This window comes from Parasediminibacterium schistidii (genome assembly GCF_046546515.1).
Taxonomy (GTDB): domain Bacteria; phylum Bacteroidota; class Bacteroidia; order Chitinophagales; family Chitinophagaceae; genus Parasediminibacterium.
Map to the genome: position 1 here is coordinate 16436 of NZ_JBKHKJ010000005.1, position 20899 is coordinate 37334.

Here is a 20899-nt window from a genome sequence, read left to right on the forward strand (position 1 = left end):
AGAAACTGATAAGATTTTGATGGTGGATTATCATTTTCCTAAGCTAACTAATATCCGATGCGGGAGGCAAGGCCAAGATGCCCCTAGTTGCTCCTTTAATGTAAAATTGGCAAGAATAAGGTATATAGCCCAAAATAAAAATCCTATATGGGGGAAATATGCCCCCATGAGTAACCAAATTTTCCCCCATATAGGATTGTCCTTTTACACAAATCCAAAATCAATACCAACTTTGTAATATATGGCTCCTTCTTTTCATTAGCACAATCCGTGTGGTTGGTCTAACCTTAGCTGACTACCCCATAGAACTTATTTTTAATATAAAAAAAACGGCATGATAGTTTACATATATACTCAAAAAACTCCGAAAAGGTACCGACTTTTTTCGCGAAAATCACTCATAAATCACTCATAAATCACTCATAAATCACTCATAAATCACTCATAAATCACTCATAAATCACTCATAAATCACTCATAAATCACTCACTAATCACTCACAAATCACTCACTTGTAAAAAACATAAAATACTGTATTTCAATGAGTTATGGTGTACAAAGGCCTCAAAATTCAATTTGGTTTCCAAAAGCTGGTCAAGCCAAGTGGGCAATGCCCTTGAAAATGGGCAATAAGTTTTTGATTTACCCCAATCAAGTTTGCATGAAATGATAAGTTGCCGTTAACCAGCACCTCAAAAAAGAATTAGCCAAATTATTATGTTATTTTTAAATTTAGGCGGAAAATAAGAATATTGCGTACTTTACAAAAAACTTTGAGGAGTGCTTGTTCAAGGGCAAGGCAAGCGTTTAAAATGATACGATAATGGATGCAGAAATAAACGAAGAAAGCAAGCCAAGTAGGAAAAAACCCATTTACCCGATTAAAGATGACCTGCGCAAATACCTTGTAAAATATGGCAGGGAGGTATCGTTGCCTATACAATACGAGGAACTCCAAAGGTTTACCTACAGCATACCCTTGAAAGACAAGACAGGCAAGGATGCCTATTGGGAAACCGTGTCTTACGATATGAGGGAGTGGAACTATCTTCGGGATGGGCTTATAAAAGTGTATGCCATCTTGAAAACCGAGGGCGATTTTAGCTTTGTGAACCACCTAGACGTGGCACGCATTGATTTTTGCATTTTTGGCAACAGCCAGCCTTTCAGGATTAGGATCGTAAACAAATACAACGACAATTACGACCACTACTATATAAAACGGGCAGATGCTAGCAGGGTATATGGCCTGGAGCTGGAGCATTTGTTGTCGCCAAACAGGATGACTTATTTTACCAACAAGCAAACCCTTATTGAGGAACATATAACAGGCATACCCGGCGATGAGTTTATTAAAAATTACCTGCACCACCCCGATACCAACCAGGTGCGGTTTGCCAAGGAATTTGTGAAGTTTAACGAGGGCTGTTTCATGCGGCTGCTAGGCGACATGCGCAGTTATAATTTTGTAGTGGACATTACCCCAGACATTGAAAATATCCAATACGTTATCCGCGCAATAGACTTTGACCAGCAAAGCTACGAGGGCAGAAAAAACCTTTATCTGCCACAGTTTTTTAAAGACAACTTTCCCTTTGTAGAAGTGGTGGCTAAGATGCTGAATAAGGAGTCCATTGTGCAGTACCAGGCAGAGGAGCGCACAAAAGTGGTATTCAGGATGGCATCGGCACTGTACAGGATGAAGGAACTTATAGATATTATGTGCCACGACACCATTTCTAAGCCGGAAAAGATAGGTAGGCTTGCCCAGGAGCTGGCGGCTCATTTTAACCAAAAAACATTTTTAAGGGCCAAGACCATGGGGCAGATAGTAAAAATACAGCTAAAGCAAATTTTGCTGCACAAGTTGAAAATGGTGCCCAAAACCAAAGTGCGGTTTGATGATTAGTTACTCGCCACAAAGATGCGAAAGCACAAAGAAGCACAAAGGTTTAAGAAAAAGAAGAAAAAGGTGCAGTGGAGTGGAGCGTTTTACCTTTTGTTTGTACCCCTTTGCGGAATGTCTCTGGGAAACTTTGTGTCTAAGCCATTCGCTTCAATTAACGTAATGTATTGCCATTGATATAGTAATTTTTCCGCTCATATGTTTTTTATTTTAAAAAAAGTAAAATTAGTTTGCGTTTTTTAGCAAAAAAATTGTCTTATTTGCATAAAGTAAATGAAAATGTACTAGTAATTTGAAATAAAAACAGTTTGAGAAGCCTTTTTTCATTAAAATGTACTTAAATCATTTTTTAGATGTTTCTGGAATATTATCTTTACGACTTATAAACCATCTGAGTTACTCCTGCTATGATTGACGAACTATTTGTATTAATAAAATCGTATGGGCTTTTTATAGCCCTAAGCCTCGGCATTTTAAAGTTGCTTATTTTATTTTGGTATAAGCCGCAGCGGCCTAGCTACGCCTTTAGGAATTTTTTAAACTACTATGGCAAGTATGCCATGCGCGACGAGCGGCAGGAACGCTGGTTGAAGTTTAAAAAAATGCACAACCCCACCACCATACTTTTTTATGTTATAACTATTTCTTGGCTGATTACGATGGTTATTTATATAATCGTGAGCAAGTAATGCGTGTATTTTATGTGTTGAAAGATTAAACCTTAGGCCAAGAACCATGTCCTAAAATGAGCACAAAGTCTTTTTAATTCATTTTTAATATTGCATAATTGCCCAATAATCGGTGTGCAGTGCTTTTTTTTGCATGAAAGGCTGCTTTTTATTAACAAACCCGTGGCAGTAATCAAATTTATTGATACTTTCGTAGATAGTTTCAATGAACATTGATTATGGTAAAGAATATACTTTTGCTGCTGTTGGTTATGGTTTGCATGTCAGCTAATGCCCAAACTACATTAAAATACAAGGTAATTACTACCGAGTTTTCACGAGGTGGCGACCCGGAGAAAGAATATATTAAATTATTTATTTATGGCCAAAAAACCTGTAGTGAGGCACTAGGCGGGGATAGCATTGCCAATATCAGTCATTTTGTAGTATATGACCATAATGGGTTAACAAAATATGGCAATGGCTTGCCAGGCATTGCTTCTGGCAAATACCGTTTCCCAAACACTCCAATTTGGGATTCTATCCTGTATGGCTCTGTTATCCTTATTTATAACGATAAAAGTAAAAATGGCAGTATTCCACCGAGCGTTGTGGATGACAGTACTGGTAAAATAATTCCTAACCTATACGTTATACCGATTAGTTGGTTGGAAAATGTGCCTACCGATTCTATAACTGGACTCCCCAGCGACGTGCCGCCTCGCGATTCAATATTACAAACACCTGCTAATTTAATTTTAACGGCAGGGCAGTATTGTACTTTAACTAAGATAATTTCACCTACTTATAATGGGGATACCGCATTTTGGACAAGCAATATTGCTAATTGGAAACAAGGCTCAGCAAATGGTAATGAAAGCCCTGCTTCGTTCAAAGATCCTATAGATACTTGGAGAAAAACCATTCAAAAAGATGCAAGATATGCGCTAAATGTAGGTATTACAACTGATGAAAAGTTCACTGTAACCCCAGTTTGCCCCGAAAATATTGTTTATACGGCCTCTCAGCCTGGTGGCTTTGTTGACTCGTCACTCCATTACCAATGGCGTATTAATGGGTTAACTGATTCTTTGATTGTTGGTACAGATACAATATTGAATACAACCAAACAAACAACACAATATTCAAAACAAAATGATACTATAACGGTATTGTTAACAACAAGTGCAAAGTGCGTGATTGGGCATAGGAGGGGACAACCTGACAGTACTGGATTTAGGGCAGATATACCTGATAGCGTTACTAATACTTATTTTATTGGCAAAAAATTATACCCAATACCAGACTCGCTTAAAATGGCTATAATGCTAGATTCTACACCAAAGCCTTTGGTGGATACTTTTGGGCTAAAGCTAAAAGACACTGTTTTGGTTAGGGATAGTTCTACTATTTACATGACTTTTTGTAAAGACACGACTTGTATTAAGTTTTCAGCAGTGCCAAATGAGCATAGTATAACAGATAAATATTACTGGTATAAAAGGGGTATAAACGATGCCGATTATACATTGGTTTCTACTGATAGTGTATATATAGCCTGTGGTTTAAAAAACAAGGATACCCTCATTAACATGTTGAATAGTAGTGTTTCATGTCTTGGTGCCAATAATAAGATAAGCACCAAGATAATTTTAACCATCCTCGACTCCATTGCCCCGCCAACCATTTTTATTTCTGGCGACACGGCCATCTGCTCTGCGGCTAGCGATTCTTTCTTGCTGAAAGTAACCCCGAATACTATTGGCGACACATCTGCCACTTACACCTTGCGGTGGACAAGGCTGATTGGTGGGGTAGTGAGTGATACCCTCTTTGCCGACAATATTTTCAAAGACGGGGACATTACCATAAAAAAATATAATTATGGCCCACAAACATTCAGTACGGGCGACCAAGTACAGGCAGTATTGTTGATGAAAAAATACAATAGCTGCCCCTATGATACTTCATCGGCATTGAGCAATGTGCTGACGATGAATATAACGCAATCTATAATACCAGTGGTAAAGATAGTGCCTACACAAGATGGCTTGTGCCCTACAAACCTAGGATTCAAGGATACCATACAGTTCAACGCTGTAACCGATTCCATTAGTTCCGGAACCGCGCCTAAGTACCAATGGTACTTTAACCATACCGTACTGCCTAACGATACTTTGCCTAGCTATACCAACTATGCAACGCTTACATCGGCTGATACCATCGGCGTACGGCTTACCAATACAACATTTATTTGTGCCATACCACGTGATGCGTATGATTCAATGAATTTGAAAATATTTGACCCATTACCAGCACCTAGTGCAACAATAGACCCAATAAGTCCGCTGATTTGCCAAAACAGCACGGCTCCGGTTCAATTTACAAATATTAGCAATACAAACCCTGGCACGCACCCAACAAAAAAATGGTACTTGAACAATGTTGACGTTACCAACCCAGCAGATAGCGCACAGTATATTTACACGGGTTTGAAAAACAACGACAGTGTTACCTTTGTACTTACCAGCAGCGTGGCCTGTGCCACGCCTAAAACGGCATCGGTAACCATACCTATTGTTATCACGCCAAATGTTGCGCCTTCGGTAAGCTTGTTGCCAGCGATAGACACGGTGTGTGCAGGAACAAATATCATCATTTCCCCTACTTTCATTAATGGTGGGCCACCACCTACTGGCCAGCCTTTGCCTACTTTTGATGTGTACTTAAATAATAATCTAATTGCTTCTGGCATATCTACGCCTACGTTTACCATAGACCCCAATGTCAACCCAGTGAACGACGGGGATGCCCTGTATGTGGTGCTGCACAGCACTGCCCCATGCGTGGTGCCTTCGGATGCAAACAGCGATACCATCCATTTCAAGGTAAACCCCGTGCCAGATGTGCAGCCTATTTCTGGCGACCCAAGTGTTTGCCAAGGCGCCTTTAAGTTATATACAGACCCTACGCCGGACGGTATATGGGGCGTTTCTGATCCTACGGTGCTAAAAGTGCTTGACCAAGCAAGCGGCAAAATATTGGGCGTGATACAACAAGACCCTACCGCTACAGTAAGTGGCAATTTGCTATATACTGTAACCAATCCTGTAACAGGTTGCTTTAAAACAGTGAGTTTAACCATTCAAGTAACTCCATCGGATGTGGATACGGTTACTGGGCAGCATACCATCTGCGTTGGCCAAACTATACAGTTAGCCTTGGCCACGCCACTTACCAATGGCTTAGAGATATGGGTTAGCAGCAACCCAGCCATTGCTACCGTGGACATTAATGGGCTAGTAATGGGCATTGCCAACGGCGATGTGGTTATTAAAGATTCTATAGGCAACGATTGTGGCACTACTGTACGCCCTTTCAACCTGCATGTGGGCCCGCCTACTGTGGCAGATATAGCTGGCAAAACAGCACTTTGCACCTTTGGGGATACTACCACACTTACTAATGTTACCCCTAACGGCACATGGTACAGTAGCAACCCAGCTGTTGCAAGCATAGACCCTGCAACAGGGCTGGTAACTGCGGTGGGTTTTGGTGTTACTACTATTACCGATAGTGTTACCAATAGTTGCGGCACTGCCTCTTCCACTCCGTTCTTGTTTACCGTGGGCAAGCCTGTTGTGGGACCAATCACTGGAAACAATATAGTTTGTACTAAAGCCCAAGATCCTTTGGGCAATAGTACTCCTGGGGGTAAATGGACAAGCGACAACCCAAGCATAGCAACTATTGATTCCAACACTGGAATAGCCACGGGCGTATCGGTTGGGACTACCACCATCAAGTACAAGGTTTCCAATAACTGTGGGGATACTACTACTACTTTTATATTATCGGTGGAATTTGCTATACCGGTGCAACCAATTGCTGGAGATTCTATAGTTTGTAATGGTGATAATATTACATTAACGCATCCTGTTGCAGGAGGAACTTGGTCTACCAGTGATTCCAGTTTTGCTACCGTGGATGCAACGGGTGTTGTAACAGCAGCAGCAAGCTTAAAGAAAAACGGTTATGTAACCATTACTTATGCGCTTGCTAATAATTGCGGCATAATCTATACCGCAAAACAGTTGTTTATTGGCCCACCAATTATCGGGGCCTATCATTACAGGAATCCTATATGCGTAAACGATACAACCAAGTTTACAAATGATACAAAGGGTGCCACGTCTGTGAAATGGATTAGTACGAATACTGCCTATGCTAATTTTGGTACAAGTGCAACAGGCGATTCTAGTACTATTTATGGTGTACAGGCTACCTCTACGCCTGTAAGTATTCTTTATCTTCCTACTAATGGTTGCCAAGGTGCCCCAATAGGGAATAGTGTAACAATTACAGTGAGTGCACTGCCAGTTATAGCAGCCATTACCGGGCCGGACTCTGTTTGTATATTCAGCAAAACCGCTTATACCACTGCCACTAAGGGCGGCACATGGAGCAGCTATAATAATGCTATTGGTACCATTAGCCCTACGGGCGTGGTGACAGCTGTGACTGCGGGTGTAGATACCATTAGTTATACGGTTACAAATATTGTTACTGGCTGTAGTAATACGATAATAAAAGCAATCACCGTAAACCCATTGCCTGTGGTTGCACGAATTACGGGTACGCCAATTGCTTGCCTTGGCAGGACTACCATACTGGCAGATGCTACAATAGGAGGGGTATGGACAAGTAGCGACCCAAGTTCAGCCCCTGTTAATGGAGGCGTGGTTTCAGGCCTTGTAGCCAACAAAACAGCCATTATTAGCTACACCGTTACAGATGCCAAAGGCTGCGTGCAGAAAGCAGACACCATTCTTAGCGTAAACCCAATACCAAACGTAGCTAAAATAACTGGGGCTAGCCAAGTTTGTACAAGTTCAACTATTAAATTGGCAGATGCAACTGCTGACGGTGTTTGGGGTAGTGCCAACGCTGCTATAGCTACGCCAACACTAGCCAATGATGGTACAATCAGTGGTGTTGCACAAGGCAATACAAATATCCTCTATACTTATACACTAAATGGATGCGATACCACTACTGCTTTTGCTATACAGGTAAATACCAATACTGCGGCAGAAATTGTAGGTATTTCAAATATTTGCGGTAATGGATTAGGTGTAACTACGTTTACAGATGCTACTCCTGGAGGCACATGGTCAACATTTTCAAAAGGAACTATCGCAAATGTAGATTCAAAAACTGGTGTAGTTACTGGTGTTGCCGCTAATGGAGTAGATACAGTATATTATACGCTTAATGATCCGACTTGTGGCGTTACTATAAAATGGCATGTAATCAATGTTGGGTCACCAATTGTAGCTGAAATACAAGGTGCTTCAAGCGTATGTGTTAACAGTAACATTGTATTGACTGACGATAGTATAGGCGGTGTTTGGACAAGCATACCAACCAGCATAGCGACTGTAGATGCAAATGGTAAAGTAACAGGTATTGCAGCAGGAACGGCAACAATAAACTACACGGTAACAAACCCCGTAGGTAATTGCCATACCATAAAACCAAAAACAATAACCGTAAATGCGTTGCCAACTGTGGCGATAGATGCTAAGCCAGATAGTGTTTGCGTTGGTGGCACAATAACCCGTACCGCCTCGCCAGCAAGTGGTGCATGGACTATTGGGAATACCACTTTTGCAACTATTAACGGAACAAGTGGTTTGGTAAGCGGCCTTACTAAAGGAGCCACGAAGGTTTACTATACTTATACAGACCTTAATGCGTGTATCAATTCCGACTCGTCTGCATTAACCGTGGTAGGGCTACCATCTGTTGCTCCTATTACTTTGTATAATCCTATTACCAAGAACACAGACAGCACGCAGCATATAGGCTTGACGCTGAACCTCTCCAGTACTCCGCCAAATGGGGTTTGGACAAGTTCTGGTAATGGTGTATCCACCGTAGAGCAGGATGGCGTGGCAACAGGCGTGAGGGTTGGTAAAGACGTTATTACCTACAAAGTTACCGCTGGTGGTTGTTCTAGTTCTGAGCAAATAGCTATCATTATACTGGATTCGTTAAACGACACTTATGTGCCAAACTTCCTGTATCCTGGTAGCACCACTGTAGCGAACCAAACATTTAAGGTTTTTGGTGTAAATATCGATAGGGTTGACTTGAAAATATTTAGCCAGTGGGGGCAATTGATGTATGAGGAGAATGTTTCCTATAAAGGAGTTGGCCCTATTGCTGCTAAAGGCTGGGATGGTACTTATAAAGGAAAACCACAGCCAGTAGGGGTATATGTATATGTGGCCAACATCACAACAATAAGTGGCGAAGTGGTAACTAAAAAAGGAGCAGTAAATTTAATACGTTAAAGAACGATGAAAGCGATGAAGAAAATTTTATTGATAGTGCTGATGGGTACTGCTGTGACGGCAAAGGCACAGATAGACCCGCATTTTTCGCAGTATTACATGCACCCCTTATGGTTGAACCCAGCTTTGACGGGGTCTATCAATGGGGATTATAGGGTAGGTGTCATCAACAGGAACCAATGGAGTGGTATTACCAATGCTTTTTCCACTATAGGTGTGTCGGCAGACATGGTAACCAACAAGAATATCAACTTTGGGGTAAACCTGCTGCAGGAATCTGCTGGGGATGCTGGGTATAAATATTTTAATGGTGGTGGGTCTATTTCTTATTCTGGTATTAGGTTTGGCAGGGATGGGCTAAAAGTAATATCTTTTGCCTTGCAAGGCGGTATTATTAATAGGCGTTTTGATTTTGCTAAATTGCGTGGAGGTGGGCAATATAAGGCTTCTTTGGGATTTAATCCGGATGCAAACCCCGAGAACCTTCCTACTAAGTCTGCCAGTGTTTTTGACATGAGCACAGGCGTGGCTTATTACGATGCCGACCCTGACAAGCAAGTAAATTTTTTTGGTGGTTTCTCGGCAGCGCATATCACCCAACCAAAAGACAATTTTTTTCCTTCAAGTGCCGATTCAAAAATTCCGGTGCGCTATGCTTTGCATGGTGGTGCAAGGATAATCCTTTCTGATAGGGCAAGCGTGGTACCCAATGCTGTGTTCATGAAACAAGACGGTTCCACGGAGTTGATGCTAGGTGGTTATGTGCAGTATTCGGCTATTGAGGAAGTAGATGTGATGCTAGGGGCGAACTACAGGCTAAAGGATGCTTTTTATCCTTATTTAGGGTTGAATTTCAATAATTTGATTGTTGGTTTTAGCTATGATATAAATGCTTCCAACCTTGGCACAGGTGCACAAAAGGCAAGCAGCTATGAGTTTTCTTTGATGTATTCCAATAAAAAAGGAACAGACAAAGGCTACTTTAAATGCCCTAGGTTTTAATAGGTAGTAAAAGTTAGACCTCACACCCCAACTCCTCTTCAAAGGGAGGGGTAAGAACAAAGGATTATTTACTTAATTGCATAAAAGATTATTAATGTTGAAGCGGATAATTATTATAGGTATTGTTTTTGTTTTCCAAGCACATGCTTTTGGGCAATCGTCCTCTTCGCTAAAGAAGGGGGATGCTTATTTTGCAAATGGGTCTTACTACAATGCTACCTTGAACTACGAAATTTACTTAGGCATGAGGGAAGCCCCGGCTACTTTCGCGCCCTACAGCAACAACAAAAAGAAATCCTTGCTAGAATTTAGCGATGTAAGGATTACAAAGCCAAACGCATTGGGTGTTTTTTACAATTTAGGGCAGAGCTACAGGATGCTAAACGACTATAGCACGGCACAAAAATGGTATGCAAAAGTACTTGTTTCCAAGACTAACAAGTTTCCCCAAACCCGCTTGTGGCATGCCATGTGCCTCCGCGCACTAGGCTATTATAAAGATGCAGAAAAAGACTTTAAAAAGTTTATAAAAGACAATGAAGGCAACCAGCCATGGATAGACCTTGCCAATACTGAATTAAACAATATTTACTATATTACCCAGCAAACAGAAACTCGCAAACCGCCAGCGTTTGCCCTGCACAAGCTGAAAGGCGATATTAACCAGACGGAAGGAGCTTATGCACCTGTGGTAATGAATGACACATTGATTTTTACTTCTGCCCGTATTGTAGATACAGTGAATAAGTATAGCAAGAAAAACAACCATGTAAACCATTTATTTTACAATGCAATTAATAAAAACGACTCGATAAGCGGCAAATCCTCAATCGTGAAATTTCCTTCCCGCACTGCTTCCAATGAAGGCACGCCTAGTTTTGCACCTTCTAGAAATACATTGTATTTTACAAGGTGGGAGAGTGAGAACGAAAAAGCAAATTCTGCCATTTATGTAAGCAAGAAAAAGAATGACAGCACTTGGGATGAACCTGTAAAGTTGGAAGACAAAATAAACAAGCCAGGCTACAATAGTAATCAGCCTTTCGTAACACAAGACGGCAAATACTTATTGTATGCCTCGGATAGGCCAGATGGCATTGGCAAATACGATATATGGGCTGCGCCTATTGATGATGCGTCGGGGGCTATTGGAGAGCCGTTTAACCTTGCAGCTATCAACTCTAAAGAAGATGACAAAGCACCATTTTACCATAGTAATAGCAAAACGTTGGTATTCTCTACCAATGGCAGGGTAGGCATGGGCGGTTTTGACCTTTTTACGTCTAGTGGCGATATTACCAATTTGCAAACACCCTTGAACATGGGCAAGCCGATTAATTCGGTTAAAGATGATAGTTATTTCTTTAGTGCCTCTCAAGATACACTTTTAAAGAAAGCGTATGTAAGTTCTGACAGGGCTTCACAATGCTGCTTGGAAATATTTGCCATTGAGCGTTTACCCAAAAAGATTTTCAGGCAAAAGGTGGATGGCTTGGTGTCTGATTGCAAAACTGGTGCTGCTTTGGGCAGTGCGGTTATTACCATCAACAATATGTACGACAGTACCAAAAGCAAGAAAATCAGCACTGGCAACAATGGTCTTTTTTTGGTTGACCTTACTGACGAAGTATCTGGGCTAACCATTAAAAAGAAAGGGTACAATGAAAGGAGGCAAAGTTTTAGGTTCGACCCTGAACTATATGCTGATACTACCTATTTAGTGGAATTGTGCCTAGACAAAGCTAAGAAGATAAATTATAAAAGGCGTTTAGAAGCAACAGTGATAGATTGCGATACCAAAAAACCACTTGGCAAAACTTATGTAAACGTGCTCAACGGGTTTGACACTAGCAAAAACATAATAGTAAGCACCACAAAATCGGGACAATTTACGGTAGATTTAAACGATTCCATCAATGCGTTGCTATTTGAAAAGAAAGATTACTTTGACAAGGACGTCCATTTTACGCCAGTAGTTGAGTCGTTGGAAAATGACACTGTTTATACGATTACTTACTGTATGGAAAAATGGAAGCCTGATGCTGAAAATAAAGAGGATAAGGATAATAAAGATGTCAATAACAAAAAGGATGAAAAACCTGTAACTGAAATTACAGACCCTAATTTGGTGGCAGTAGAAATAAACAAAATAAATGTAAGTGATTCTTCCATTATTTATTTTGACTTTAATAAAACAGACATTAAACCACAGGCTGCTGAAAAATTGGATGAATTGTATGCCAAGTTGAGGATATACCCAAGTATTGCCATATCACTGGATATTAGCGGTTATAGCGATTCTAAAGGAACGATTGAAGTAAAAGACAGGATTAGTAGACAGCGTGCGTTGGCTTGCTACGATTACATGATACAAAAGGGTGTAAGCGACTCAAGAGTGAAACTTAAATATGCTGGTTCAAGGGAGCCTGTGGCACCTGAAACTATTAATGGAAAGGATAACCCAGAGGGCAGGGCATTGAACAGAAGGGCGATACTGAAAGTTAAAGCAACTCTGATTGAAACCAAGAAGAAATAGTTATTCAATAAAATAGAAAAAAAAGCCTGTTTGGTAATATCAAGCAGGCTTTTTTTTGTGGTGTTGTGCGGAATTACCAAAAGGCAGAAAGCCACAAAGAAACACTAATGGCTTGAGTGAATAAGTTTATATTTTGTGAAGTGCATAATGGTAATGTATATGCTTAGCGGTATTAACAGGAAAGGAAGTCTTAAAAATATTTGGCGAAAAGCCAACAGTAGGGGGTGCATAAAAGTTTTTCGCTTGGGTTGCCTTTTTTTGATTTGTCCAAAAACAGGGCCTAATAAAAAAAAGCTTATCTTTATACTATAAATGCACTTGATACAAAGCATTTACAAAGCTAGTTTCCAGGCAGAAGTATCGTAGTTCTTTTTTTGCTAATATTAAAATAGTTGTAGTGCTAAAATTGGGTGTTGCGTTTATCACCCACAAATCACTCACTTTTTCTCACAAGTCACTCACAAAATACGCACAAATCACTCAAAAAGTACGCACAAAACACGCACGAATCACTCACAATTTTTTTTCAGATATTGTTGATAATCAATGGTTTAAATGAGCGAAAGCGATTTTTGAAAAACGGCAAAAGTGTAAAAAAGACCCAAAATGGAAAAACTGAAACTATTTTAATAAAAAAACAGTAAAAATAATAGTATAAAAATTGTATAAGTGTTCTCGTTTTGCACTCCATCTTCTTGCTCCCTCTCCCGTGGGTAAGTTTGTTCCGGTCTTTCAGGATAAGTGAGGCCGGATGGGAGCAGGGTTGTGTTACGGTGATTTTTTTACTATAAAGCGAAAAACTTTTATGCACCCACAGTAGGAGAATATTAATAGGCTTCACTATATTTACATAAACATTAAATGTATAGGCATGATTACAAATATTGACCAACTGGATTTTAGTCGCCAATATACTTATGCCGATTACCTTACTTGGAAGTTTGGGGACATGGTAGAGTTGATAAAGGGATGGGTTTTCAGTATGAGCCCATCCCTCTTCGACTAAATCAAGTAATTTCCTTTAATTTAGTGTACAAATTTTTGATTATTTAAAAAGATACCTGTTAGGAATATATTGACCCATTTGATATTTTCTTCCAAAGTTTATTACTCATTTGCCAACAATTTGCTTATTCTTTTTAATAATCAAACGTGATTTTTACGCCTTCTTCAAAGCTAATGGGTTCATAGCCCAGCAATTCTCTTGCCTTGCCTATTGTTAGCCCTGAACGTTTCGCCCTTTTCACAATTTCTGGAAATGTGTCCGATGTTACGGGTTCTATTAAGTTTTTGTCTAATTGCAAGGTTTCTGCAACCATTATAGCCATCTCATAAGGCGATAAAATGTCTTTCCCCGCAAGGTTTATATCAGTGTTTATTTTTTGCATAATCATGGCATATACCCCTTTGCAAATATCATATACGTAAGTTGGTGTCCTCTGTTGGTCAGTTACTACTTTTATTTGCTTTTGTTGTGCTAAATTGTTTTTTACCCAATGCAAAAATGTAGGCTTCATAGTCCCATAAGAAGGGCCATAGATGAAAACAGGCCGCATAATGCCATAAAGCAAGCCGCTTTTTTTTACCAGTTCTTCTGCCATTAGCTTGCTTTCCCCATAAAAATTAAGCGGGTTGGGCACTGCATCTTCACTGTGAGGTCCATCTTCTCCATAAATAAAATCAGTTGATACATATAAAAAATATGGCCTAGTAGCTTCAGCAGCTTCCAGCAAATAACTGGTCGCCATTAAGTTTTGTTCAATGCATAATGCTTGGTTGTTGTGGCAGTCATCAGGCTTGCTCATGGCGGCATTATGTACAATTACATCGGGTTTTATAGTAGCTATTGCAGCTATTACGGCTTCTTTATGTGTTAAATCTAAACTTAAAAAATTAAGCTTTTCAGTAAGGTTATTTTGGTTCTGCCCCCTACTTATAGCTGAAACAGATAACCCTTTTTGGGCAAAGTAATCGGTAAGGTGTTGCCCTAAAAAGCCATTGCTGCCTGTAACCAGTACTTTCATAATGTATTTTTAATCTTGATGCCAAAATGCAACCATTCCCGCAATATGATGATTATTACTTTGAAGCAAGCAAAGTTGCTATTTTTAGTTAAAAAAAATAGTATTAATATACTATTGACTTGCAGAAGATATATTGTTACTTTACCCCAATTACTTACATTTGACACTTCGTTCATCGGACACGCTCCACACTAAACGTTTTTATTTATAAAATGGATAAGAAAAAAATTTCAAAAATTGGCGTGCTAACTTCGGGGGGGGATTCGCCGGGCATGAACGCGGCAATTAGGGCAGTCGTGCGGACGGGTAATTATTACGGGCTGGAAGTTTTTGGTATAGTAAGGGGATACTCAGGAATGCTGGACAACGACATACGCCGCTTGCACAACCGTGATGTTGCTAATATTATCCAGCGTGGCGGTACATTTTTAAAAACAGCCCGCTGCAAGGAGTTTTATGAACCAGAAGGCAGGGCTATTGCTTACGAAAACTTAAAAAGGCATGGTATAGATGGCCTAGTGATTATTGGTGGCGATGGTAGTTTTAAAGGGGCACAGAAATTTAGTGCAGAGTATGATATACCTTGTATAGGGCTTCCTGGCACCATTGACAAGGATATTGCTGGCAGCGATGTAACCATTGGGTTTGATACGGCAGTAAACACAGCAGTGGAGGCAATTGATAAAATAAGGGATACCATGGATGCCCATGATCGCCTGTTTATAGTAGAGGTAATGGGGCGCGATGCTGGTTATATTGCCCTGCACAGTGGCATTGCCACAGGGGCAGAAAACATATTGATACCCGAAACAGAAACGGATATAGAAGCTCTGATAACCTCTTTAACCGAAAAAGAAAGGCGTAAAAAATTGGTGAACTTGGTTGTAGTAGCCGAAGGCGATAAATTTGGTGGGGCAGAAGAAATAGCCAAAATTATACGCCAGCGTATACCTACCGCAGATACAAGGGTTTGCATATTAGGCCATATACAACGTGGCGGGTCGCCTACGTGTAGCGACCGTTTAATAGCTAGCCACATGGGTTATTATGCAGTGGAGAGTTTGCTAGTGGGCAGGAACAATGTGATGGTAGGTGTTGTTAACAACAAAATGCACTATACGCCATTAGGCAAAGCAGTAAAAGAAAAACAAAAGATAGGGCAGGAGTGGATGAAAATAGTAAAAATATTAGCCAGCTAAATTGGTTTAGTTGGCTTTTTTATTCAAAAAATTTAACGATAAAATTATATTGTCATGGCTAAAAATGTTCAAATAGTAAAAAAAGAGGAACTGGTTATCAATAAAGGTGTTGCGCAACGCACTAAAATAGTTGCAACTGTGGGACCGGCCTGCGATAGCTACGATCAATTGCTTGCACTTGTAAAAGCTGGGGTAAATGTGTTCCGATTAAATTTTTCTCACGGCTCGCACGAGGATAAAGCACAGATAATCACGCATATACGCACCATCAACGAAAACCACGGTTGCAATATTTCAATCCTAGGCGATTTGCAAGGACCTAAACTACGTGTTGGTGAAATTGAAAACAATGCACTGGATTTAAAGATTGGCGACATACTTACATTTACCAATGAGAAATGTGTTGGCACAATGGAAAAAATATATGTTTCGTACCCTAATCTTGCTGGCGACGTGCGTGTAGGTAACATCATCATGATAGATGATGGCAAAATTGAAGTAAGGGTAATAGACATTACCAAGGAAAAAGACGTAAGGGTGGTGGTTACCCTTGGTGGTATTCTGTCTTCAAAAAAAGGCCTCAACCTACCTGATACCAAAATTTCCTTGCCAGCATTGACTGAAAAAGACTTGATTGACCTTGAATTTATCATTGAGCAAAAATGCGACTGGGTAGCCCTTAGCTTTGTTCGAAGCGTGAAAGATATTGTTATACTCCGAAGCAAACTAGACGAAAAGAAAAGCAAAACAAAGATTATTGCCAAGATAGAAAAGCCTGAAGCTCTGGTAAATATCAGGGATATTATTGTGGAAAGCGATGCCATTATGGTAGCCAGGGGCGACTTGGGTGTAGAATTGCCAGTAGAAAAAATACCATTGATACAAAGGGAATTGATTAGGAAATGTATCCACCGTGCAAAGCCCGTAATCGTAGCCACGCAAATGATGGAAAGCATGATAGACAGGGTAAAACCAAACCGCAGCGAGATTACAGACGTAGCAAACGCTGTGCTAGAAGGTGCAGATGCGGTGATGCTTAGCGGCGAAACGGCTGCTGGCCAGCACCCTGCATTGGTTGTTGAAACAATGCGCAAGATAATTGGTGAAGTGGAGGAAAAAGAATACCGCTACAACCGTGAGGATGATTTGAAACCACAAGAACATTCCCCTTCGTTTTATAGCGACGCTATTTGCTACAATGCTTGCAAACTAGCGGCAGACATCAAGGCAAAAGGCTTGATAGGCATGACACAAAGCGGTAAAACTGCCTTTATACTAAGCAGCTACCGTCCTAAATCTCCTTTGTATATATTTACAAAAGAAAAATCTTTGGTAAACCAATTGAGCCTTAGCTGGGGCGTGCGTGCTTTTTATTACGATAGCGAATCTACCATTGATACCATGATAGACGAGCAAATTGAAATATTGAAAGAAAAAGGATTGGTCCATTCAAATGACATGGTGGTAAACACCGGTAGCTTGCCTGTACACCTGCATGTGCCAACAAATATGATTAAAATAACGAAAGTTGAGTAATTGATAATTAATTATTGATAATTATTTGCAAAGCCTCGCTATATAGAATAGTGGGGCTTCTTTTTATCGTGTTCTTCTTACTTAAACCCGGATTTTGCAGTTGAAATCTATTGCAAGCCTCAACTACTTCAAACACAAGCACTTTGTCGCGTCCTAAAATAGGTTGATTAAAATTCAAACATTTTCAGCAACAATACGACTTATAAAAAAACAAGGAGCCTGTCCAAAAATTGGCATTTGCCCGAAGGGTAGCAATAGGAATGTTGAAATAGTACATTCTAAACATAATTTCCGCAACAAAAACTACACATTTTTTTGATGGCTTTCTGGACTTGTATTTTAGATAAATTTGATGAGTAGGATTTTTGCTGGCTATGCGTTTACGTGAATCCACTGCCTATCCATAATGCCAGGGATGCAAAATTTTTCTTGGAAAATTTGGGTGTCCATTTAAGTTACGATGAGTATAATATGGGGCATCAAATAAACGAGCAGGTAATGAAGGACTTGGTTACTTGGCTTTCACACTAATTTCCAGCTCAATGACATTTTTATTAATGCTTCCTAAATCATTTATATTTGAAAAATATACGGTGTAATTTAAATCAAATGGACAATAACCCACAAGTAAACAACCCCTTGCACGGCATTACGCTAGAAGCCATACTTAATCATTTGGTAGTACAATATGGTTGGGAAGAAATGGGTAGTCGTGTAAATATCAAGTGTTTCAACGATAACCCAAGTATAAAATCGAGCCTTACTTTCTTGCGGAAAACGCCTTGGGCAAGGGAAAAAGTGGAAAGGATGTATTTGAAAAGTCGTAAGTGAGAGGTTTGTTTTAAGTTTTGTGTTTTAAGTTTTGAGTTATTTGTTTGCCTAGGAAACTTAAAACTCAAAACTTAAAACCTAAAACAAGTACTAAGCAGTTATAATCAACGATTTTGGTGTTATCTCTACCAGTTCCAAATCGAATATCAAGTCTTTGCCAGCCAAAGGATGGTTTGCATCCAGCAATACCGACTCGTCCCTTACTTCTACAATCTGTACTGGGAATTGCTCGCCTTGGTTGTTGCTCATGTTTAGCTGCATACCTACCTCTGGCACCAAATCCGGTGGGAAACGGTCAATAGGAAATTCCATTACCATGTCATCGTTCACAGGGCCATAAGCCTGTTCTGCTGGTATTTGCACCGTCTTTTTGTCGCCAATAGCCATGCCCACCACGCCATTGTCAAACCCTTCAATCACCATGCCCCCACCCACTTCAAACTCCAATGGGTCTCTGCCATTTGACGAGTCAAAAATAGACCCATCGGCTAATGTGCCATGGTAATGTACCTTTATTGTATCACCTTTTTTTACTTGCATTGCTTGCTTTTTGTGTAAATAATTAAAAATAATGGCAACGAAAATACAAGGCTAATGCACACGGCACAATTAATTTATTTACTTTCCATCCCAGAACCCTCTTTTATACAGCTGATTAAATGATTTACTTGATGCTTATGATAACAAACCTCTGCAATAAAGGCCTCCGTGCAACTTATTTTCGCAAATCGATTTCTTATAAATATAAAATGAGATTAGTTGTTGCTTTCATTTATTGCATCGCTAATTTTGCGGCTTTTGCACAAAGGCCTCCACAGCATATTGCCCCTATTTTGCCCGGGGCTTACCAAACATACGCCTATTTGCCATTGCTAAAAGGGAAACGGGTAGCTGTGTTTGCCAACCAGACTACTACTATCTTTCAAACGCATTTAATAGACAGCTTGCAGCAACTGGGTATTAATATAGTAAAAATATTTGCCCCGGAGCATGGCTTCAGGGGCGTGGCAGATGCCGGGGAAAAGGTGGACAGCTATATTGACAAGCCAACAGGCATTCCAGTAATTTCTTTGTATGGCAAAAGGTACAAGCCCACGGCAGTAGATTTAAAAGATATAGACATATTGTTGTTCGATATACAAGACGTAGGTGTACGTTTTTATACCTTTATTTCCTCGCTTCAAGGGTTTATAGAAAGTGCCATACAGTACGATAAACCATTAATTATTCTCGACCGCCCTAACCCTAACGGCTTTTATATAGATGGCCCCGTGCTTGAAATGGATTATAAAAGTTTTGTGGGGATGCAGCCAATACCCATTGTTTATGGCATGACCATTGGCGAATATGCCAAGATGCTGCTCGGAGAAAAGATGCTGGATTGGAAATACATCCACAAAGAAGACCACCAGACCTCCTTAGGTGAGTTGCTCGGCTTTGAAGAAGAGCACCATAATTTCAAACTTACGGTAATACCATGTAAAAACTATACCCATGCCACAAAATATGTGTTGCCCATAAGGCCTTCGCCCAATTTGCCAGACATGGCTTCAGTGTATTGGTACCCAACTACCTGTTTGTTTGAAGGGACTGTGCTAAGCGAAGGCAGAGGTACTGACCACCCGTTTTGTATTTTTGGCCACCCGTCTTTGCCAGATACTTTGTTTACATTCACGCCTACTGTCCGTTTGGGGGCTAAAGAACCCAAGCAAAAAGACAAGCTTTGCCATGGCTGGGATGTGCATGACATAGATATTGTACACCAAGCCAATAAGCAACTTCAACTGAAATACTTGTTAAACGCATGGCAGCTATTCCCAGAGAAAGATAGTTTTTTCATTGCCCCTTTAAGCGACAGCCCTTTTGAGTTTTTCTTTAACAAGCTAGCTGGCAACAGTCTGTTGATGGAGCAAATAAAAGCAGGTAAAACAGAAGCCGAGATAAGGCAAAGCTGGCAGCCTAAATTGAAGGCTTTTAAGCAAATAAGGAAGAAATATTTGTTGTATAAAGATTTTGAATAGCACATAATACTTTGCCACAAAGGTGCCAAAATGCAAAAAAGCACCAATGGGCAAGGCCAGAACTTTAGGCAAAAATGCAATGTTTTCTCCTTCTTTCGTAGTGCTGCTTTGAGCTTTCGAGCCTTTGTGGCAATATTTACTACCCTAGTTTATTTCTATTGCCTTCTTAGGCAACCTGTTGTAGCTTTATACCGTTATTAATAAGCAAAAGATATGGCCATGAAATATTTAAATTGCTTCTTGCTTGCATTATCGGTATTTTTTATTGGCTGTTCCAAAAAAAATGATTCAATAGTTGCGCCACCTATTGTTGACACGATACCATTTACAACTTATACTATTTTAAAAGGGCAGCAGTATGCCACAGGTTACGACTCTACACATTTTGTTTTAATAACTACCAGCGATTTAAAATTTATTGCAAGGTTTGATAGCACGGCTATTTATAACATCCCACGGCAAACTGATGTAAATAAGTTATACGGGTTTTCAGATAACCAAGCATCGCACCATGCCTACAGTGCTAGGTTTGGCTGGGCATGGGCCCAAAATGCTTTACGCATTTATGGTTATACCTATAACGATAGTATAAGGACCATACAGGAATTGGATACTGTATCAATCAATAAGGATATTAACTGCCGAATACAAGTTGATACAATAAGTAAAAGCTACCTTTTTACATTAAATGGCAAAATCACATCAATGCCAAGAACTGCAAAAACCCAACAAGCAATGGGCTACCGCTTATACCCTTATTTTGGCGGACAAGCATTAGCACCGCACAATGTAGTAATCAAAATAGCAGAATAAGCTT

13 protein-coding genes are annotated in these 20899 nt (G+C 40.1%); 11 read left to right on the plus strand and 2 right to left on the minus strand.

Features of this window, described 5'->3' with window-relative positions; all coding sequences use genetic code 11:
- The first annotated feature begins 823 nt into the window (after nucleotides 1-823).
- The 6 genes from ACHFIY_RS03990 to ACHFIY_RS04015 all read left to right on the plus strand — a co-directional run bounded on the left by ACHFIY_RS03990 (nucleotide 824) and on the right by ACHFIY_RS04015 (nucleotide 13477).
- The gene (locus tag ACHFIY_RS03990; protein ID WP_410844771.1) at nucleotides 824-1909 is read left to right on the plus strand and encodes a hypothetical protein; all 1086 of its coding nucleotides are present in this window, start codon (nucleotides 824-826) and stop codon (nucleotides 1907-1909) included.
- Between the two features lie 404 nt (nucleotides 1910-2313).
- The gene (locus ACHFIY_RS03995; RefSeq protein WP_410844772.1) at nucleotides 2314-2595 is read left to right on the plus strand and encodes a hypothetical protein; all 282 of its coding nucleotides are present in this window, start codon (nucleotides 2314-2316) and stop codon (nucleotides 2593-2595) included.
- Between the two features lie 218 nt (nucleotides 2596-2813).
- On the plus strand, nucleotides 2814-8933 hold the full coding sequence (locus ACHFIY_RS04000) for an Ig-like domain-containing protein (RefSeq protein WP_410844773.1): 6120 nt from the start codon (nucleotides 2814-2816) through the stop codon (nucleotides 8931-8933).
- Nucleotides 8934-8948: 15 nt separating this feature from the next.
- A complete protein-coding gene (locus ACHFIY_RS04005; protein ID WP_410844774.1) occupies nucleotides 8949-9935 on the plus strand; it encodes a PorP/SprF family type IX secretion system membrane protein in 987 nt (328 codons plus the stop codon).
- 94 nt (nucleotides 9936-10029) lie between these two features.
- A complete protein-coding gene (locus tag ACHFIY_RS04010) occupies nucleotides 10030-12471 on the plus strand; it encodes an OmpA family protein (RefSeq protein WP_410844775.1) in 2442 nt (813 codons plus the stop codon).
- Nucleotides 12472-13342: 871 nt separating this feature from the next.
- Nucleotides 13343-13477 carry a hypothetical protein gene (locus ACHFIY_RS04015; protein WP_410844776.1) on the plus strand — a complete coding sequence of 45 codons (135 nt, stop codon included), beginning with the start codon at nucleotides 13343-13345 and terminating at the stop codon, nucleotides 13475-13477.
- Nucleotides 13478-13610: 133 nt separating this feature from the next.
- On the opposite strand, the gene ACHFIY_RS04020 is transcribed toward ACHFIY_RS04015, so the two are convergent.
- The gene (locus ACHFIY_RS04020; RefSeq protein ID WP_410844777.1) at nucleotides 13611-14495 is read right to left on the minus strand and encodes an SDR family oxidoreductase; all 885 of its coding nucleotides are present in this window, start codon (nucleotides 14493-14495) and stop codon (nucleotides 13611-13613) included.
- Nucleotides 14496-14707: 212 nt separating this feature from the next.
- On the opposite strand from ACHFIY_RS04020, the gene pfkA reads away from it, so the two are divergent.
- From pfkA to ACHFIY_RS04035, 3 genes are all read left to right on the plus strand, one after another.
- Nucleotides 14708-15694, plus strand: a complete 987-nt coding sequence (gene pfkA / locus ACHFIY_RS04025; RefSeq protein WP_410844778.1) for a 6-phosphofructokinase — start codon at nucleotides 14708-14710, stop codon at nucleotides 15692-15694.
- A 54-nt stretch (nucleotides 15695-15748) separates the two neighbouring features.
- On the plus strand, nucleotides 15749-17230 hold the full coding sequence (gene pyk, locus ACHFIY_RS04030) for a pyruvate kinase (RefSeq protein WP_410844779.1): 1482 nt from the start codon (nucleotides 15749-15751) through the stop codon (nucleotides 17228-17230).
- A 609-nt stretch (nucleotides 17231-17839) separates the two neighbouring features.
- Nucleotides 17840-18061: a VF530 family protein gene (locus ACHFIY_RS04035; RefSeq protein WP_410844780.1), complete on the plus strand. Its 222-nt coding sequence runs from the start codon at nucleotides 17840-17842 to the stop codon at nucleotides 18059-18061.
- 90 nt (nucleotides 18062-18151) lie between these two features.
- Here the strand turns inward: ACHFIY_RS04035 and ACHFIY_RS04040 are convergent, their stop codons facing one another.
- Complete coding sequence (locus ACHFIY_RS04040) at nucleotides 18152-18601, minus strand: FKBP-type peptidyl-prolyl cis-trans isomerase (RefSeq protein WP_410844781.1); 450 nt, start codon at nucleotides 18599-18601, stop codon at nucleotides 18152-18154.
- A 209-nt stretch (nucleotides 18602-18810) separates the two neighbouring features.
- Here ACHFIY_RS04040 and ACHFIY_RS04045 point away from each other — a divergent pair, with 209 nt between their 5' ends.
- Together ACHFIY_RS04045 and ACHFIY_RS04050 are read left to right on the plus strand one after the other, a co-directional pair.
- Nucleotides 18811-20082, plus strand: a complete 1272-nt coding sequence (locus ACHFIY_RS04045) for an exo-beta-N-acetylmuramidase NamZ family protein (protein ID WP_410844782.1) — start codon at nucleotides 18811-18813, stop codon at nucleotides 20080-20082.
- A 219-nt stretch (nucleotides 20083-20301) separates the two neighbouring features.
- On the plus strand, nucleotides 20302-20895 hold the full coding sequence (locus ACHFIY_RS04050; protein WP_410844783.1) for a hypothetical protein: 594 nt from the start codon (nucleotides 20302-20304) through the stop codon (nucleotides 20893-20895).
- Nucleotides 20896-20899 lie beyond the last annotated feature (4 nt).

Coding starts and splice junctions, on each gene's coding strand:
- ACHFIY_RS03990 (WP_410844771.1), top strand. CDS start 824: ATGGATGCAGAAATAAACGAAGAAAGCAAGCCAAGTAGGAAAAAACCC.
- ACHFIY_RS03995 (WP_410844772.1), top strand. CDS start 2,314: ATGATTGACGAACTATTTGTATTAATAAAATCGTATGGGCTTTTTATA.
- ACHFIY_RS04000 (WP_410844773.1), top strand. CDS start 2,814: ATGGTAAAGAATATACTTTTGCTGCTGTTGGTTATGGTTTGCATGTCA.
- ACHFIY_RS04005 (WP_410844774.1), top strand. CDS start 8,949: ATGAAGAAAATTTTATTGATAGTGCTGATGGGTACTGCTGTGACGGCA.
- ACHFIY_RS04010 (WP_410844775.1), top strand. CDS start 10,030: ATGTTGAAGCGGATAATTATTATAGGTATTGTTTTTGTTTTCCAAGCA.
- ACHFIY_RS04015 (WP_410844776.1), top strand. CDS start 13,343: ATGATTACAAATATTGACCAACTGGATTTTAGTCGCCAATATACTTAT.
- ACHFIY_RS04020 (WP_410844777.1), bottom strand. CDS start 14,495: ATGAAAGTACTGGTTACAGGCAGCAATGGCTTTTTAGGGCAACACCTT.
- pfkA (WP_410844778.1), top strand. CDS start 14,708: ATGGATAAGAAAAAAATTTCAAAAATTGGCGTGCTAACTTCGGGGGGG.
- pyk (WP_410844779.1), top strand. CDS start 15,749: ATGGCTAAAAATGTTCAAATAGTAAAAAAAGAGGAACTGGTTATCAAT.
- ACHFIY_RS04035 (WP_410844780.1), top strand. CDS start 17,840: ATGGACAATAACCCACAAGTAAACAACCCCTTGCACGGCATTACGCTA.
- ACHFIY_RS04040 (WP_410844781.1), bottom strand. CDS start 18,601: ATGCAAGTAAAAAAAGGTGATACAATAAAGGTACATTACCATGGCACA.
- ACHFIY_RS04045 (WP_410844782.1), top strand. CDS start 18,811: ATGAGATTAGTTGTTGCTTTCATTTATTGCATCGCTAATTTTGCGGCT.
- ACHFIY_RS04050 (WP_410844783.1), top strand. CDS start 20,302: ATGAAATATTTAAATTGCTTCTTGCTTGCATTATCGGTATTTTTTATT.